The organism is Luteibacter sp. 3190, from assembly GCF_031456385.1.
Taxonomy (GTDB): Bacteria; Pseudomonadota; Gammaproteobacteria; order Xanthomonadales; family Rhodanobacteraceae; genus Luteibacter.
Genome location: NZ_JAVDUO010000003.1, coordinates 173,909 through 188,235 on the forward strand (window position 1 = coordinate 173,909; position 14,327 = coordinate 188,235).

The 14,327-nt window shown below is 68.3% G+C and carries 12 protein-coding genes; 3 read left to right on the top strand and 9 right to left on the bottom strand.

Annotated features, from left to right (window positions below; all coding sequences use genetic code 11):
* Nucleotides 1-29 precede the first annotated feature (29 nt).
* The gene (locus tag J2X58_RS13700) at nt 30-866 is read right to left on the bottom strand and encodes a LysR family transcriptional regulator (protein WP_310048845.1); all 837 of its coding nucleotides are present in this window, start codon (nt 864-866) and stop codon (nt 30-32) included.
* Between the two features lie 101 nt (nt 867-967).
* On the opposite strand from J2X58_RS13700, the gene J2X58_RS13705 reads away from it, so the two are divergent.
* Nucleotides 968-1,969, top strand: coding sequence for a zinc-dependent alcohol dehydrogenase family protein (locus tag J2X58_RS13705; protein WP_310048847.1), 1,002 nt, complete (start codon nt 968-970; stop codon nt 1,967-1,969).
* Here J2X58_RS13705 and J2X58_RS13710 read toward each other — a convergent pair whose 3' ends face one another.
* The 7 genes from J2X58_RS13710 to J2X58_RS13740 form a co-directional block, all read right to left on the bottom strand.
* Entirely contained in the window at nt 1,970-2,962 is a 993-nt protein-coding gene (locus J2X58_RS13710) for a glycoside hydrolase family 43 protein (RefSeq protein WP_310048849.1), read from the bottom strand.
* A 146-nt stretch (nt 2,963-3,108) separates the two neighbouring features.
* The gene (locus J2X58_RS13715; RefSeq protein WP_310048850.1) at nt 3,109-5,217 is read right to left on the bottom strand and encodes a TonB-dependent siderophore receptor; all 2,109 of its coding nucleotides are present in this window, start codon (nt 5,215-5,217) and stop codon (nt 3,109-3,111) included.
* Nucleotides 5,218-5,368: 151 nt separating this feature from the next.
* Nucleotides 5,369-6,028: a M24 family metallopeptidase gene (locus tag J2X58_RS13720; RefSeq protein WP_310048851.1), complete on the bottom strand. Its 660-nt coding sequence runs from the start codon at nt 6,026-6,028 to the stop codon at nt 5,369-5,371.
* A gap of 35 nt (nt 6,029-6,063) precedes the next feature.
* The gene (locus J2X58_RS13725) at nt 6,064-6,642 is read right to left on the bottom strand and encodes a TetR/AcrR family transcriptional regulator (protein WP_310048852.1); all 579 of its coding nucleotides are present in this window, start codon (nt 6,640-6,642) and stop codon (nt 6,064-6,066) included.
* Between the two features lie 22 nt (nt 6,643-6,664).
* Complete coding sequence (locus J2X58_RS13730; protein ID WP_310048853.1) at nt 6,665-8,203, bottom strand: DHA2 family efflux MFS transporter permease subunit; 1,539 nt, start codon at nt 8,201-8,203, stop codon at nt 6,665-6,667.
* On the bottom strand, nt 8,200-9,213 hold the full coding sequence (locus J2X58_RS13735) for an HlyD family secretion protein (RefSeq protein ID WP_310048855.1): 1,014 nt from the start codon (nt 9,211-9,213) through the stop codon (nt 8,200-8,202). The genes J2X58_RS13730 and J2X58_RS13735 overlap by 4 nt, the downstream gene beginning before the upstream one ends.
* Nucleotides 9,214-9,365: 152 nt before the next feature.
* A complete protein-coding gene (locus tag J2X58_RS13740) occupies nt 9,366-10,397 on the bottom strand; it encodes a CDP-glycerol glycerophosphotransferase family protein (RefSeq protein WP_310048856.1) in 1,032 nt (343 codons plus the stop codon).
* Nucleotides 10,398-10,444: 47 nt separating this feature from the next.
* Here J2X58_RS13740 and J2X58_RS13745 point away from each other — a divergent pair, with 47 nt between their 5' ends.
* Nucleotides 10,445-11,245 carry a glycosyltransferase family 2 protein gene (locus tag J2X58_RS13745; RefSeq protein WP_310048857.1) on the top strand — a complete coding sequence of 267 codons (801 nt, stop codon included), beginning with the start codon at nt 10,445-10,447 and terminating at the stop codon, nt 11,243-11,245.
* A gap of 12 nt (nt 11,246-11,257) precedes the next feature.
* On the opposite strand, the gene J2X58_RS13750 is transcribed toward J2X58_RS13745, so the two are convergent.
* Complete coding sequence (locus tag J2X58_RS13750; RefSeq protein WP_090058175.1) at nt 11,258-12,331, bottom strand: nitronate monooxygenase family protein; 1,074 nt, start codon at nt 12,329-12,331, stop codon at nt 11,258-11,260.
* Nucleotides 12,332-12,514: 183 nt separating this feature from the next.
* On the opposite strand from J2X58_RS13750, the gene J2X58_RS13755 reads away from it, so the two are divergent.
* Nucleotides 12,515-14,272: an FAD-binding protein gene (locus tag J2X58_RS13755; RefSeq protein ID WP_310048859.1), complete on the top strand. Its 1,758-nt coding sequence runs from the start codon at nt 12,515-12,517 to the stop codon at nt 14,270-14,272.
* The last annotated feature ends 55 nt before the right edge of the window (nt 14,273-14,327 follow it).

Below are 14,327 nucleotides of genomic sequence, written 5' to 3' on the forward strand. Positions count from 1 at the left end.
CTCCGGAACCGCGTCGACGACAGGGACCGCTAAGGCATACCGACGAGCCGGTCGACTTCCGTCACGAACGCACGCAGGCGCGGCAGGTGGCGGAGATCGCGGTGGTAGCCCATCCACACGTCCCTTCCCGGCGGCTCGTCGCCGAGATCGATCCGGCGCAGCCCCGGCGTGACGTCGCCCAGCGCGACGGGCAGGACCGCGACGCCCAGACCGAGCGCGCAGACGCGTGCCTGCGCTTCGCGACTGTTGCTGCGAAAGGCGAGCGGCGCATCGGGCAGGCGCTCGCGCAGCCAGGCCACGTCCGGCATGCCGCCGAAGGCCGTATCCATGGTGATCACCGCATCGGGCACGGCTGGCCCATCGACGGCGGCGTACGCCGCGTAGGCCACCCGCAGTAGCTTGCGTTGCGCGATGTCCGGCTCGTCGAACGGCGCGATGCGGAACACGAGGTCGGCTTCGCGACGTGCGAGGCTCAGGAGTCGCGCGTCGGTCACGAGCTCGACGACCACACCGGGATGTTTCTCGCGCAGGCGCGCGATGGCCTGGGTAAGGACATGCGCGCCGAACCAGTCGGACGACGACACCCTGAGCAGGCCCTCCACCGCATCCCCCTGCCCGTTCGCTCGCCGAACGATGCCCAGGGCTTCCGACTCGATGCGCAGCGCATGCTCGAACACGTCGTGCCCCTCGTCCGTCAGCACGAAGCCTTCGCTGGTGCGCTGGAACAGCGTCTGCCCCAGCGCTTCTTCCAGGACCCGGATGCGACGGCCCATCGTCGGCTGGGTCTGGCCCAGCTCGCGCGCGGCCGCGCCGAGCGTGCCGCCGCGCGCGACGGCCAGGAAGATGCGGAGGTCGTTCCAGTCCATGCGCCGACTATGCATTTCTGCATGACGGGCGTGCAACTTCGGGCATTCTCATGCGTATTCGCATGACCTACCTTGGATGCATCTCCTACCGGACAACGTCCATGAATGCCTCGCCCCGAATGACCGCCCTTCGCCTCGAACGCGCCGGCACGGCGCTGGTGTTCGCCGATCTTCCGGTGCCGCGGCCCGAAGCGGGCGAGGTCCGGGTCCGCGTCGTCGCCGCGGGCCTCAATCCGCTGGACGCGAAGATTCGCGCCGGCCAGGCCGCGCACGCGAAACATCCGGCGCCCGCGGTCCTCGGTCTCGACATGGCCGGCATCGTCGATACCGTGGGGACGGACGTCATCGGGTTCGCGCCGGGCGATGCCGTCTACGGACTGACGGGCGGCGTCGGCGGCATCCAGGGATCGCTCGCGCCATTCGCCGTGGTGGATGCCGCGCTGCTCGCGCACGCTCCCACCCACCTCCCGCTTGCCGATGCCGCCGCCCTGCCCCTCGGCTTCATCACCGCGTGGGAAGGATTGGTTGACCGCGCTCATCTGGGAGCCGGCCAGACGCTCCTCGTCCACGGCGGCGCGGGCGGCGTGGGCAGCATGGCGGTGCAACTCGGCGTGGCGCTGGGCGCGCGCGTCGTGGCGACGGGCAGGGCCGGCCAGGCCGACGTCATCACGGCGATGGGCGCCACCTTCTTCGATTACCGGGCCTCGTCGATCGAGTCGATCGTCGAGACCTGCACCGGTGGCGAGGGCTTCGACGTCGTGTACGACACGCTCGGCGGGGCGACGCTCGACGCGTCGTTCGTCGCCGCCCGACGCTACGGTGGCCATGTCGTCAGCAGCCTGGGCTGGGGCACGCATTCGCTCGCGCCGCTCTCGTTTCGCGCCGCCACTTATTCGGGCGTGTTCACCCTCATGCCGTTGCTGACCGCCAAGGGACGCGAAGCACACGGCCGCATCATGGCCGAGGCGACGCGACTGGCGGACGCGGGCAAGCTGCGACCCGTGCTGTCGGCACGGCGGTTCGCGCTGGCCGACGGCAATGCCGCCCTCGACCTGGTCGAGAGCGGCGACGCCGGCGGCAAGGTGATCGTGGAGATCGGCTGATCAGCGCAACGGGTGCGCTTCGACGCCCTCGTTCGTCAGCTTGACCGGAAGAATCCGGCCCTGCGCGTCGAAGGACATGCGTTCGATCGACACCTGGCGATGGTTGCCGTTGGTGTCGCCGAGCGGGTGGCGGTGATAGACGATGAACCAGCTGTCGTCCTTCGGATCGTGGAATACCGAGTTGTGGCCGGCGCCCGTGGCGATCTTCGGGTCCTGTTCGAGGATCTTGCCGATGCGCTTGAACGGACCCATCGGCGAATCGCCGATGGCGTACGCCACCGAGTAGTCGGGGCCGGTCCAGCCGCCTTCCGACCACATGTAGTAGTACTTGCCGTTGCGCTTGAACATCAGCGAGCCTTCGACATACGCCTTGTCCGGCGTGATCTCCTTGTAGACCGTGCCGTCGGGCAGCGGCTCCAGCCCGGTGAAATCGGGTTTCAGCTTCACGATGTTCGCGTGCTTCCAGCCGCCGTAGATCATGTAGTACGTGCCATCGTCGTCGCGGAACACGAACTGGTCGATGGGCTGCGCGCCGTTATGGAACGCGTCGATGAGCGGCTTGCCGATGAGGTCGCGGAACGGGCCGGCCGGTTTGTCGGCCACGGCGACGCCGATGCCGCCGATTTCCTTGTCGCTCTGGATGTCGTTGGCCGCGAAGAAGAAGTAGTACTTGCCGTCCTTCTCGACCACCGCGGGCGCCCACAGGGCTTTCTTCGCCCAGGGGATGTCCTTCATCGCGAGCACGTTCGCGTGCTTCGTCCAGTGCACGAGGTCGGGCGACGAGAACGCGTCGAAATGCACCTGCTCGGCGTATTTCAGCGACGTCGTCGGATAGATCCAGTACGTATGGTCGAAGATCGCCGCTTCGGGATCGGCGTACCAGCCCGGGAAGACGGGATTGCCGGCGTGGCCCGGCGGCGGTGCCGCCGCGATCGCGGCGGTGGACAACGTCGCGGCGATCACCGCGCTCCCGAGCAGCTTGCGAATCCCCATCCGGTCGACCCCATCCGTTCGTGTGAACGTTCGATCCTAACGGGTCTGGACGTCCAAAAGCGAATCCTTGCGCGCGAATGGGTTTTGCGGCGGGCACCCATTCGCGCGCAAGCGCGCTCCTACCTTGCGTCGCGGGTCGCGGCCGGTCAGAAGCGGTAACGCGCCTGCCCGACGATGCTGCGACGCGGGCCATAGAAGCAGTCGCCGCGCGCGAGGCAGGTGGCGCTGTAGACCTGGTCGGTGACGTTGGCCGCGTTCACCGAGAAGCGCCACGGACCCTGCGTGTAGGCCACCATGGCGTCGAACAGCGTCTTCTTCGGTACCTCGAGCGTGCCCGTCTCGTCGTAGTTCTTGCCGATGTACCTCGCGCCGATACCGAAGCTGAAGCCGTCGCTGTCCGCGTCGTTCACGTGGTAGACGCCCCACACGGACCCCTGGTTCTTCGGCAGGCCGGCGACGATGCTGCCGTCGTCCGGTCGTGCCTTGGTCCAGGTGTAGGTACCGATCATGTCGACGTGGTCGGCGATGCGCGTGGACGCCTCGAGTTCGACGCCGCGTGTCTTCGCCCTGCCGGCCTGGATCTGGTTGAGCGGATTCTGAGGATCGGGCGCGAGGCGGTTTTCCTCGCGCAGGTCGAAGTACGTCGCCGTGACGAGCGTCGGCGAGCCGACGGGCTGGTACTTCAGGCCGGCCTCGTACTGCTTGCCGCGCAGCGGCTCGTACGGACGGTTGTAGAAATCGAGGCTGTCCAGCGGCTGGAACGATTCCGTGTAGCTGAGGTACGGCACCAGCCCGCTGTCGAAGCGGTACATGAGGCCGAAGCGCGAGGTCGTCGCGTTGTCGACCGAGCGGTCGTCGCCGGTCGTCAGCGTCGCGCGGTCGTGGCGCACGCCCACCGTGCCGATCCAGTGCTCGCCCCAGTTGATCTGATCCTGCACGTACAGGCCCGTCTGGCGCGTGCGGCTGGACGCGACCGGAGCCACGTCCGGCGGTGTGAAACCGTTGCGGTAGACGGGATCGTAGAGGTTGAACGGCACGTCGTCGAAGCCGTAGCCCTGGCGGCTGTCGGTATGCGAGTAGCCGATGTCGAGACCGACGAGCACGCGATGGTGCATCGAGGCCAGGTCGAAATCCGCCTGCGCGTGCGTGTCCGTGACGAAGCGCTTGTGCCGGTCGATCGAGATGTAGCTGTAGCGGTTGACGGTGCTCGCCGTGTCGTCGAGGAACGGGTAAGCCGGGTTCGAGTAGACGTCCGGATAGAGCGAGCGGTACTTCACGTTGTCATGCGAGTAGCGCATGTTCTGCTCGAACTTCCACGTATCGTTGAATCGGTGCTCGAACAGCGAGGTGAGCGACCGCTGGTCGGTGTCGTAGCGGTCGAAGCCTGGTTCGCTGACGAATCGCTGCGTCGGGATGCGGCCGTTCGGGTTGGGCAGCAGCGTGCCCGAGTGCGGCAGGAAGTTCAGCGACGTACCGTTGTGGTCGAACTGGAGGTTCGCGAGCAGCGTCCATCGCGTGTCCTGGTCGGGCATCCAGGTGATCGACGGCGCGATGGCCTTCCGGTCGTCGGGCACGTAGTCGATCTGGGAGTCGGAATCGCGATAGACGCCGATGAGGCGGTAGGCCCAGTGACCCGCGGTGTCGAGCGGGCCGGTGAAGTCGAACGCGAGCTGCTTGCGGGCGTTGTTGCCCAACTGCGCATCGATCTCGTGGGACGCCGCGAACTGCGGACGCTTCGAAGCGAGCGCGATCAGACCGCCCGTGGTGCCCTGCCCGTACAACACCGACGATGGACCGCGGACGATCTCGATGCGGTCGATGAAGTACGGCTCGGTGCGGGCATACGAATAGCCGAACGCCTGGCGCAGGCCGTCGAGGTACTGCACGAACGACGTGCCGCGCAGGAACGCGTCGTCGCCGCGGCTGTCCACGCCGTACGCGTCGGCGCGCACACCGGCCGAGTAGCGCAGCGCGTCCTGGATGGTCAGCACGCCCTGGTCGAGCATCTGCGCGTTCGAGATGACCGAGATGGCCTGCGGCGTCTCGATGATCGGGGTATCGGTCTTGGTCGCGCTGCTCGCGTCGGTACGCGTGTAGCCGGCATCGACGCTGACCCCACGGACGTCCACCGGGGCGAGCTGCACGGCCTTGTCGCCCCCCTGCTGCTGGGCGGAGGCCGTCTCCTGGGCGGAGGCGACGAACGGGAGCGACGCGCTGGCAAGCAGCAGCGGCAGAGTCTTCCTGCGGAGAAGCATGGCGTTTTCCTGGGGCTGGGGCAGCGGCGTGGCGCCCTTACGCCGCGCCGCGATTGCGAATGAATCTCATTTCATGATGCCCCAGAAGCATCGCCCCGCGCAATATTGCGAATAACTTGCATTTGCGTCCTTGGTCTACCCAGCGTCGAAGCTACGCGATCAGCAGGTCCTCGTAGAACGCACCGATCGCGCGGTCCGGATGCGCGATCTGGATCTCCAGGATCCAGAGGCCCGGCACCGGTGTCGCGTCGAAGTCGCCGAGGTTGCCCGCCTTGTGCACGGCGTGCGGGTAATCGCCCACGCGGTGACCCTTCGTCGCGTGGTTGAGGCGCCAGCCCATCGCGCGCGCCTGGTCGTCGGCGAAGGCGTAGAGATCGGCGCCCGTCACGCCTTCGCGCCAGCGCCTTGCGGTGATGTCGAACAGGTCGCGCGCCGCCTGCGCGCAGGCCTTCATCTGTGCGTCGTGACCCATCACGAAGGTGTCGCCGACGTCGCCCTCGTGGCCGTCGAACACCGGGCCGAGGTCGATGAAGAAGATATCGTCCTCGCCGAGTCGCGTGTCCGGCGCCGAACGCTGGCGGAACGTCTTCAGCGTGTTCGGTCCGAACCGGATGATGCTCGGGTGCCAGATGCGCTGCATGCCGGCGGCGGCGAGCCGGTCCTTCGCGATCTCGCCCGCTTCGGGCTCGGTCATGCCGGGAAGAATGCGTGAGGCGATGTCGGTCAAGGCGGCCCATGAGCGTTCGCGCGCGGCGAGCATGCGCTCGTGGGAGAAGGAGGCACCGACGTTCTGGGCGGTCGAGGAAGGCATGATTCAATCCTGTGGATGCCCCATGGTAACGGCGGTTACGGCGGGCTGCCCACCATCGCCAGCGCCGCGCGCCGGCCGCTTTCGAGGATCCGCCCCGATAGTCGCGCGTCGCTCGTCGCGCGCGCCAGCTGCATCGTGCCGGCCATCAGGCCGTAGAGCGACATCGCGCGTGACATCGCTTCGTCGGCCGGAAGGGCGGGCCACTGCGTGGCCGCGAGTTCCACGAACGCGAGCATGCCTTCGGTGTACGCGGTTCGCACATCGTCCGAATGCCGCGCGATTTCGGCGGCGAGCACCGTGGTGGGGCAGCCTCGGCCAGGGTTGTCCCGATGGCGGATGGAGAAATAGCTTTCGATCATCCCCTGCAACCCCTCGCCCGAGGCGATCCAGCGTCGCAGGTAGGCCACGCGTTCGTCCATCGCCGCGGTCACCGCTTCCCGCGCGAGATCTTCCTTGGAGGCGAAGTGGTTGTAGAACGCGCCGTTGGTGAGGCCCGACGCGGACATGAGCGACTTCACGCCCTCCGCTTCGATACCGTGCTCCCGGAAGCGCCGCGACGCCGTCTCGACGATGCGTTGACGCGTCTGCTCCTTGTGCTCTTTGTCGTAACGCATGCCGGGTCCTCTGTGGCGAAGGTCAGTGGGCATCCGCCGAAGGCGCCTTGGGCGGCTGCACCTTGCGCATGAGCGGCACCATCACGGTGGCCACGACGAAGCAGAGCATGATCGCGTAGAACGCGTCGCTGTAGGTCATCGTCTGCGCCTCGCGGAACGTGAGTTGCCACAGCGACTTCAGCGCCGCCGTATAGGCGTCGGAGTCCGGCGCCAGACCGTCCAGCAACCGGTTCATCGGCTCGCTCGCGGGGGTGAGGTGTTCGGCCAGCCGGAAGAAGTGAAGGTTGGTGCGGTCGTTGAGGATCGTCGCGCACGCCGCGATGCCCATGGCGCCGCCGAGATTGCGCATCAGGTTGAACAGGCCCGATGCCTGTTTCAATCGGGCCGGCGGCAGGCTGCCGAGCGTCAACGTCACGGTGGGCGCCACCGCGAACTGCTGGCCCATGCCGCGCAGCGCCTGTGGCAGCAGCAGCTGCGGTGCGCCCCAGTCGTGCGTGATCGGCGTGAACTCGAACATCGAGATCGTGAAAAGCAGCAACCCGAACATGAGCAACCAGCGCAGGTCGACGCGGTTCGCCAGCATCGAATACACCGGAATCGTGAGGATCTGGAAGATGCCGGTGGACAGCACCGCCTTGCCGATCTGCAGCGCGCTGTAGCCCTCGACGCGCCCGAGGAAGAGCGGCGTCAGGTAGATCGTGCCGAACAGGCCGATGCCGGTGACGAACGAGAAGAAGCAACCCAGGGCGAAATTGCGTTCGCGCAGGGCGCGCAGGTCCACCACCGGGTGCGCCGCGGTGAGTCCGCGCCAGACGAACAGCAGCCCCGCGAGCAGGCTCGTCCAGGTGGTGGCGCGGATGGTGTCGTCCTCGAGCCAGTTCCAGCGCGGCCCTTCTTCGAGGGTGTATTCGAGGCAGCCCAGGAAGATGGCGATGAGCGCGATGCCGGCCCAGTCGCCCGTCTTCAGCAACGAGAGGTCCGGATCGTCGATCTTCACCAGCATCGGCACGGCCACGGTGACGAACGCGCCCGGCACGAGGTTGATGAAGAACAGCCAGTGCCATGAATAGTTGTCGGTGATCCAGCCACCGAGCGTCGGGCCGAGCGTGGGCGCCAGCGAGGCGATCGCACCGATGGTCGCCGCGGCGATCACGCGCTGCTTCCCTTCGAAGAACACGAAGGCCGTGGTGAACACCATCGGGATCATCGAGCCGCCGAGGAAGCCCTGCGCGGCACGGAACCAGATCATGCTCTGGATATCCCACGCCATGCCGCAGAGCAGGCTGGTCAGCGTGAACCCGGCCGCCGACGCCGCGAAGAGCCAGCGGGTCGAGAACACCCGGCTCAACCAGCCGGAGAGGGGAATGACCACGATCTCCGCGATGAGGTAGCTCGTCTGCACCCAGGCGGTGTCGTCGGCACCCGCCGAAAGGCCGCCACCGATGTCGCGCAGCGAAGCCGAAACGATCTGGATGTCGAGCAGCGCGATGAACATGCCCAGGCACATCGACGCGAAGGCGAAGATCTTCTGCCCCGGCGACAGGTGCGCGACGGGACTCATGGCGCCCTGGTGTCGATGCGCGCCGTCACGGAAAGGCCCGGGCGGAGAAGGCCGAGGTCGCCATCGCTGCCGTCGAGCGTCACCCGGACGGGGACGCGCTGGACGATCTTGGTGAAGTTGCCGGTCGCGTTCTCCGGCGGCAGCACGCTGAACTGCGAGCCGGTCGCGGGCGCGAGGCTGGTCACGTGGCCCTTGAGCACCTTGCCGGGCATGACGTCGGCGCGCACGTCGACACCCTGGCCGACGCGCATGCGTGCGAGCTGGTCTTCCTTGAAGTTCGCGTCCACCCATAGCCCGTGCGAGGGCACGACGACGAGCATCTGGCTCCCGGCCGTCACGTAGCTGCCGACGCGCGCACGCCGGTTTCCCACCACGCCGTCGACCGGCGCGCGCATTTCGGTATACGAGAGATTGAGTCGGGCGACGTCGGCCTCGGCGCGCGCCTGCGCCAGGGCCGCGAGCACCTGGCGCTTCTGGGTGTCGATCACGTCGAGCTGCTGCTGCGACGCATGCACCGCCGCGAGCGCGCGCTGCGTATCGGCACGCGCGGTCTGGAACGTGGCGGTCGCGCGCTGCGCGCTTTCCACGGACACGGCGGAACGCACGACGAGATCGCGATAGCGTTTGTCGTCCAGCTCGGAGCGTGTCGCCTCGGCCTGCGCCGCGTCGAGGCCCGCCCGCGCCTGGGCGATCTGACTGTGCTGCAGGGTCACCGTCGCGTCGAGGTTGCGTAGCGCGGCCTCCTGAGCCGCCACCGCGGCGTCGGCCTTTTCCACAGCCGCGCGATAGTCGCGGTCGTCGAGCTTGACCAGCAGATCGCCCTTCTTCACATGCTGGTTGTCGGCGACGGCGATCGTCTGCACGTAGCCGGACACCTTCGACCCGATGACCGTGATGTCGCCTCCGACGTACGCGTCATCGGTGTCCTCGATGTAGCGCCCGGTGGTCCACCAGTGGCCGGCGTAAGACGCCACGGCCACGACGACCGCCGCCATGGCGATGATTTTCAACGGCTTTCTGCGCCCGGTGGCGGGGGCTGCGACTTCGGCGACGGTGGACACGGGGCACCCGGGACAAGATGAATTACGATCATACTTTTATGGATGATGCGCGTCATTTCAAGTGCCCTGGCCAAGGACGCCTGTGGAAAGCGGGTACGCGCTCAGCGCAGGTCGAGGAGCTGGCCGATGTCGCGCAGGGCCTTGAAGCGGCGGATCAGGTTCAGCGGCTTGCGTTTCAGCGTGCCGAATTCGCCGCGCTGGAAAGCCGCCACGGCGTCGAGCACGCGCTCGCTGGAACGACCGTCGCGGTAGGGATGGATGTCGTCGCCGTGCGCACGAATCGCCGCCATCAGTTCCGGTGGGTGCGACAGGGCGCGATCGATGGCGGCATCGACCTCGGCGGGTGTCGGGACGTCCAGCATGAAAGGCTGCGGTACGCGGTTGGCGATCGTGACGACCGGCTTGCCCATCACGGCGAACTCGTGGATCACGGACGAGGTATCGCATACCAGCACGTCGGCGGCCCGCTCCATCTCGACGAGCCGCTCGGACGTGAAGAAGCGCGCATTCGGCGCTTCGAGTCCGCGGTACGCGTCGAACAGCTCATCGGAGCACTTCGGATGGAGTGTGAGCAGCCACTGCCGGTCGCCCCGCGCGATCATCGCGCGCAGCGGTTCGATCATCGCCGGCGCGCTGCTGAGCCGGTGGCTGAAGGTGGACGCGTACATCACGACGGGACGGCCATCGCGTGCGGGCATGTCGCTGGCGGCGGGCGCCGGGCCGAACAGCGGATCGAGCTTCGGCCATCCGGTTTCGCGCACGGCGAAGTAGCCGTGTTCGCACGCCAGCTCGGCGAAGGGTGCCGTCGTCGACGGTCCCTGGGTGGCGTAGAGATCGAAGAAGCCGCGGATCGCGAAGTGCCCGCGGTCCGGTTCGCGCTTCTGCGCGTTGAACCCGTGGAACACCTGGACCTTGATGCCGGGCAGCGCGGGCGACACCCAGTTGGCGGCGCAATAGACGGCCTCGGGTTTCATCGCGCGCGCGTCGCGCAGGCTGCGGATGCGACGTTCGTCGGGCGTGAGGCTCGCCGCCATGGCGGCCGGCACCACCCAGCCCACGTCGATGCCTCGCGCACGCGCGGCCGCCGCGAGCGGACGCAGGATGGGCAGGGCGTAGGTTTCGGTGGCGAACATCAGGCACGCGGCCAAGGGCGGCACTCCGCGGTGGGTGACGTGGCATTATGACGGCTCGCTACCCCTTCTTCCGCATCCCGATGACCCGACGGCCCATTTCCCTCTGCGTGATCACCCAGAACGAGGCCGACCGCATCCGGGATTGCCTGCTTTCCGCCGCCCCGTTCTGCGACGACATGGTGGTGGTGGATGGTGGCTCGACCGACGACACCGTCGCCATCGCGGAGGCGGCGGGCGCGCGCGTCATCCATCGTCCCTTCGACGGCTTCCGCAGCCAGAAGGCGTTCGCCGTCGCGCAGGCGAAGAACGACTGGGTGCTCTGCCTCGATGCCGACGAGCGTGTCGGCGCGGATCTTCGTGCCGCGATCGAGCGGGTCGCCGACGCCGGTTTCGGAGCGGCGGGCTACCGTTTCCACCGGCGCAACGACTTCTTCGGTCGATTCATGCGCCACGGCAACGCCGGCGCGGACAAGGTGCTGCGTCTGTTCGATCGCCGCCAGGGCGGCTGGCGCGGGCCGCGCGAGATCCACGAATCGGTGAGTCTCGATGGCGACGTACGCATGCTGCCGGGCTTCCTGGATCACTACCCGTACCGTTCGCTGTCCGAGCTGATGGCCAAGCAGGAACGCTACGCGCACATGATGGCCACCGAGGAGTTCGCCGCCGGCAAGCGCGCGACGCTCGGCCAGATCGTCGTCAGCCCGATGTGGCGCTTCTTTCGCGGCTACGTGCTCCGCGCGGGCTTCCTCGACGGCTGGCGCGGCATCGTCTATGCGTTGCTGCGCGTCGAGTACGTGCGCCGGAAGTACGTGAAGCTGTGGCTGTTGCAGCACGGCCAGAGGGCCTGACACCTCGCCGCGTCAGAGCCTGAGGATGCGCGCCGCCTCGTCGACGATGCCCCGCGCGATCTCCTCGGCCGGCAGCTCGCGCGCCATCGAGGCCGCCTGACCGGCCCAGAGTGGCTGGAAGTCACCGCGCCCCTGCGCTTCGGCGATCTTGCGCAGCGGCGCCAGCGGCCCGCCCGCGAGGGGGAACGGCAGGGCGTCGGGGGACATCGGCCCGACCTCCCGCATGATCCGGTTGACCACGCCGCGCGCCGGGCGCCCCGTGAGCACGTTGGTGATCGCGGTGTTGTCGTCGCGCGCGGTGCGCAGCGCCTGCCGGTGCACGTCGACGCTGGTGGATTCGTGCGAAAGCAGGAACGCGCTGCCGATCTGCACCGCCGACGCGCCGAGGCACAGCGCGGCCGCCATGCCGCGCCCGTCGCCGATGCCGCCCGCCGCGATCACCGGTACATGGAGCGCGTCGACCAACTGCGGCACCAGGGCGAGCGTGCCCGGCTGCTCGGACATCTCGTCCGTGAGGAAATTGCCGCGGTGGCCGCCTGCTTCGTAGCCCTGCGCGATGATGGCATCGCAGCCGCGCTCCTCGAGCCAGCGGCCTTCGGCCACGGTGGTCGCCGACGAAAGCACGATGGCGCCGGTCGCCTTCACCCGGGCGAGCAGCGGCTCGTCCGGTAGCCCGAAGTGGAAACTGACGACCTCGGGCCGAACCGCCTCGACCATTGCGCACATCGCCTCATCGAAAGGCGCCCGCCCGCCCGCCGGCGGGAGATCCGATGCCTCGATACCGAACTCGGCGTAGTACGGGGCCAGGCGTTCCCGCCACCGCGTGGCCTCCTCGGCGGTGGGCACCCGCGGCCGATGCGCGAAGAAATTGAGGTTGATCCGGGCACGCACCTTCGCCCGGAACACGGCGACCTCGGCGGTCGCCGTCTCGGTGCTTATCGACGAACAAGGAATCGCACCGAGACCACCGGCACGTGCCACGCCGATGGCCATGTCCGATAGGCCCGAGCCCGCCATGGGCGCGAGGAGCAGCGGATGCTCGATCGCGAGCAGGTCGATGAGGCGGCGGTCGGTCCAGGCGTGCACGGCGATCTCACGATTGAAAGGAAGCGGGGACGGAGCAAGGATAATCCCCGGACGGTTACCGCGCCGACAGCCTACCCCGGCACGGCCTCGCTTCGTCCCCGAACGATGTCGGTTCGCCCCCGCGCGCGCGACGGAAGACACGTCGCGGCGGAGGATGGACCCGAACCGACCGCCGAGGCACCCATGGACCGCCGCACCCTCCTCAAAGCCGCACTCGCCCTGCCCCTCCTCCCCTGGACGCTGAAAGCCGACGCGTTCACCGCCCCGCCTTTCGCCCGTGTGCGGCCCGGTCGCCCCGGGTGGCCGTCGGCCGACCAGTGGGACGCCCTGAACCGCGAGGTCGGTGGCCGACTTTCGGTTCCGGCGTCGCCGTTTCTCGGCGACGCGGCGAGCCGCGCCGAAGCCGTCGCCCAACGCGGCAACGCGTTCTACATCGGTGACCAGCCGGCGCTCACGCAGACCAGCGGCTGGTTCGGCGCATGGGACTCGCGGCCGAGCGCCTGGGCCCTGGCCGCGGAAAGCGCCGACGACATCGCGGCCGCCGTGCGCTTCGCCCGCCGGCATCGCGTGCGGCTGGTGGTGAAGGGCGGCGGCCATAGCTACCAGGGCACCTCGTGCGCCCCGGCTTCCCTATTGGTCTGGACGCGGCGGATGAACCGGGTCGAGTTGCACGACGCGTTCGTCCCCGAGGGCGCCCGACCGGGCACGGCGCCGCAACCCGCCGTGAGCCTCGGCGCGGGCGCCATGTGGATCGACGCGTACGATGCCGTGACCACCCGCGGCGGCCGTTACGTCCAGGGGGGCGGCTGCACGACCGTCGGGGTGGCCGGTCTCGTCACCGGTGGCGGCTTCGGCAGCTTCTCCAAGCGCTTCGGCAGTGCCGCGTCGAACCTGCTCGAAGCGGAGCTCGTCACCGCCGACGGACGGATCCGGGTCGTCAACGCGCACACCGATCCCGATCTGTTCTGGTCGCTCAAGGGGGGCGGAGGCGGGAACGTCGGTGTCGTGACCCGCCTGACGCTGCGCACGCACGACCTGCCCGACCGCTTCGGCGGCCTCTCGGGCGAGATCGCTGCCGACTCGGACGCGTCCTTCCTCGCGCTCACGCACGAGGTGCTGCGCTTCTACCGGGAGACGCTGTGCAACCCGACCTGGGGCGAGCAACTCCGCTTCACCCACGACCGACGGCTCGTCGTGTCCATGGTCTTCCAGGGCATCGACAAGGCCGCCGCCGAGGCGGCGTGGGCACCGTTCGTCGCCTGGGTGAACGCGCGTCCGGCGTACGCCGTGCGTCGTCCGCTTCGCGCGCTCGACGTGGGGGCCCGTCACTTCTGGGACGCCGCGTTCTTCCGCGAGCACGCGCCACAACTGATCGTGCCGGATGGGCGTCCGGGGGCACCGTCGTCGCACTTCGTCTGGAAGGGCGACCAAGACCAGATCGGCTGGTACATCCACGGCTACGCGTCCGCCTGGCTGCCTTCGGCGCTGCTGCGCGACGACGCCCTGCGCAGCCTCGCGACCGCCATCACCGAGGCCGCCGGACACTCCAGCGTCGAACTGCACGTCAACAAGGGCCTCTACGGCGCACCGCCCGACGCCATCGCCGCCTCCCGCGACACCGCCACGAACCCCGCCGTGCTCGACGCGTTCGCCCTCGCCATCGTGGGCCACAGCGGTGCGCCGAACTATGAAGGGTTGCCGGGCGCGCACGTCGACACCGCCGTGGCGCGTCGCGGGGCCGATGATGTGAATGCCGCTTATCGACGCCTGCGCCGTGCCGCGCCACGCGCGGGGTCCTATGTATCGGAGAGCGACTATTTCCAACCGGACTGGCAGGACGCCTTCTGGGGAACGAACTATGCCCGGCTGCTCGCGATCAAACGAAAGCACGACCCCGAGCGCGTGTTCGTCGTGCACCACGGGGTCGGAAGCGAAGGCTGAGTCTCCTCAATCGTAGGAGCGCGCCCTGCGCGTTTATGCCCTTTGGGTACGACAG

Excerpts from the sequence above, each read along its gene's own strand:
- J2X58_RS13705 (WP_310048847.1), top strand. The coding sequence starts at position 968 with ATGAATGCCTCGCCCCGAATGACCGCCCTTCGCCTCGAACGCGCCGGC.
- J2X58_RS13755 (WP_310048859.1), top strand. The coding sequence starts at position 12,515 with ATGGACCGCCGCACCCTCCTCAAAGCCGCACTCGCCCTGCCCCTCCTC.
- J2X58_RS13710 (WP_310048849.1), bottom strand. The coding sequence starts at position 2,962 with ATGGGGATTCGCAAGCTGCTCGGGAGCGCGGTGATCGCCGCGACGTTG.
- J2X58_RS13715 (WP_310048850.1), bottom strand. The coding sequence starts at position 5,217 with ATGCTTCTCCGCAGGAAGACTCTGCCGCTGCTGCTTGCCAGCGCGTCG.
- J2X58_RS13740 (WP_310048856.1), bottom strand. The coding sequence starts at position 10,397 with ATGTTCGCCACCGAAACCTACGCCCTGCCCATCCTGCGTCCGCTCGCG.
- J2X58_RS13725 (WP_310048852.1), bottom strand. The coding sequence starts at position 6,642 with ATGCGTTACGACAAAGAGCACAAGGAGCAGACGCGTCAACGCATCGTC.
- J2X58_RS13745 (WP_310048857.1), top strand. The coding sequence starts at position 10,445 with ATGACGGCTCGCTACCCCTTCTTCCGCATCCCGATGACCCGACGGCCC.
- J2X58_RS13730 (WP_310048853.1), bottom strand. The coding sequence starts at position 8,203 with ATGAGTCCCGTCGCGCACCTGTCGCCGGGGCAGAAGATCTTCGCCTTC.
- J2X58_RS13720 (WP_310048851.1), bottom strand. The coding sequence starts at position 6,028 with ATGCCTTCCTCGACCGCCCAGAACGTCGGTGCCTCCTTCTCCCACGAG.
- J2X58_RS13700 (WP_310048845.1), bottom strand. The coding sequence starts at position 866 with ATGGACTGGAACGACCTCCGCATCTTCCTGGCCGTCGCGCGCGGCGGC.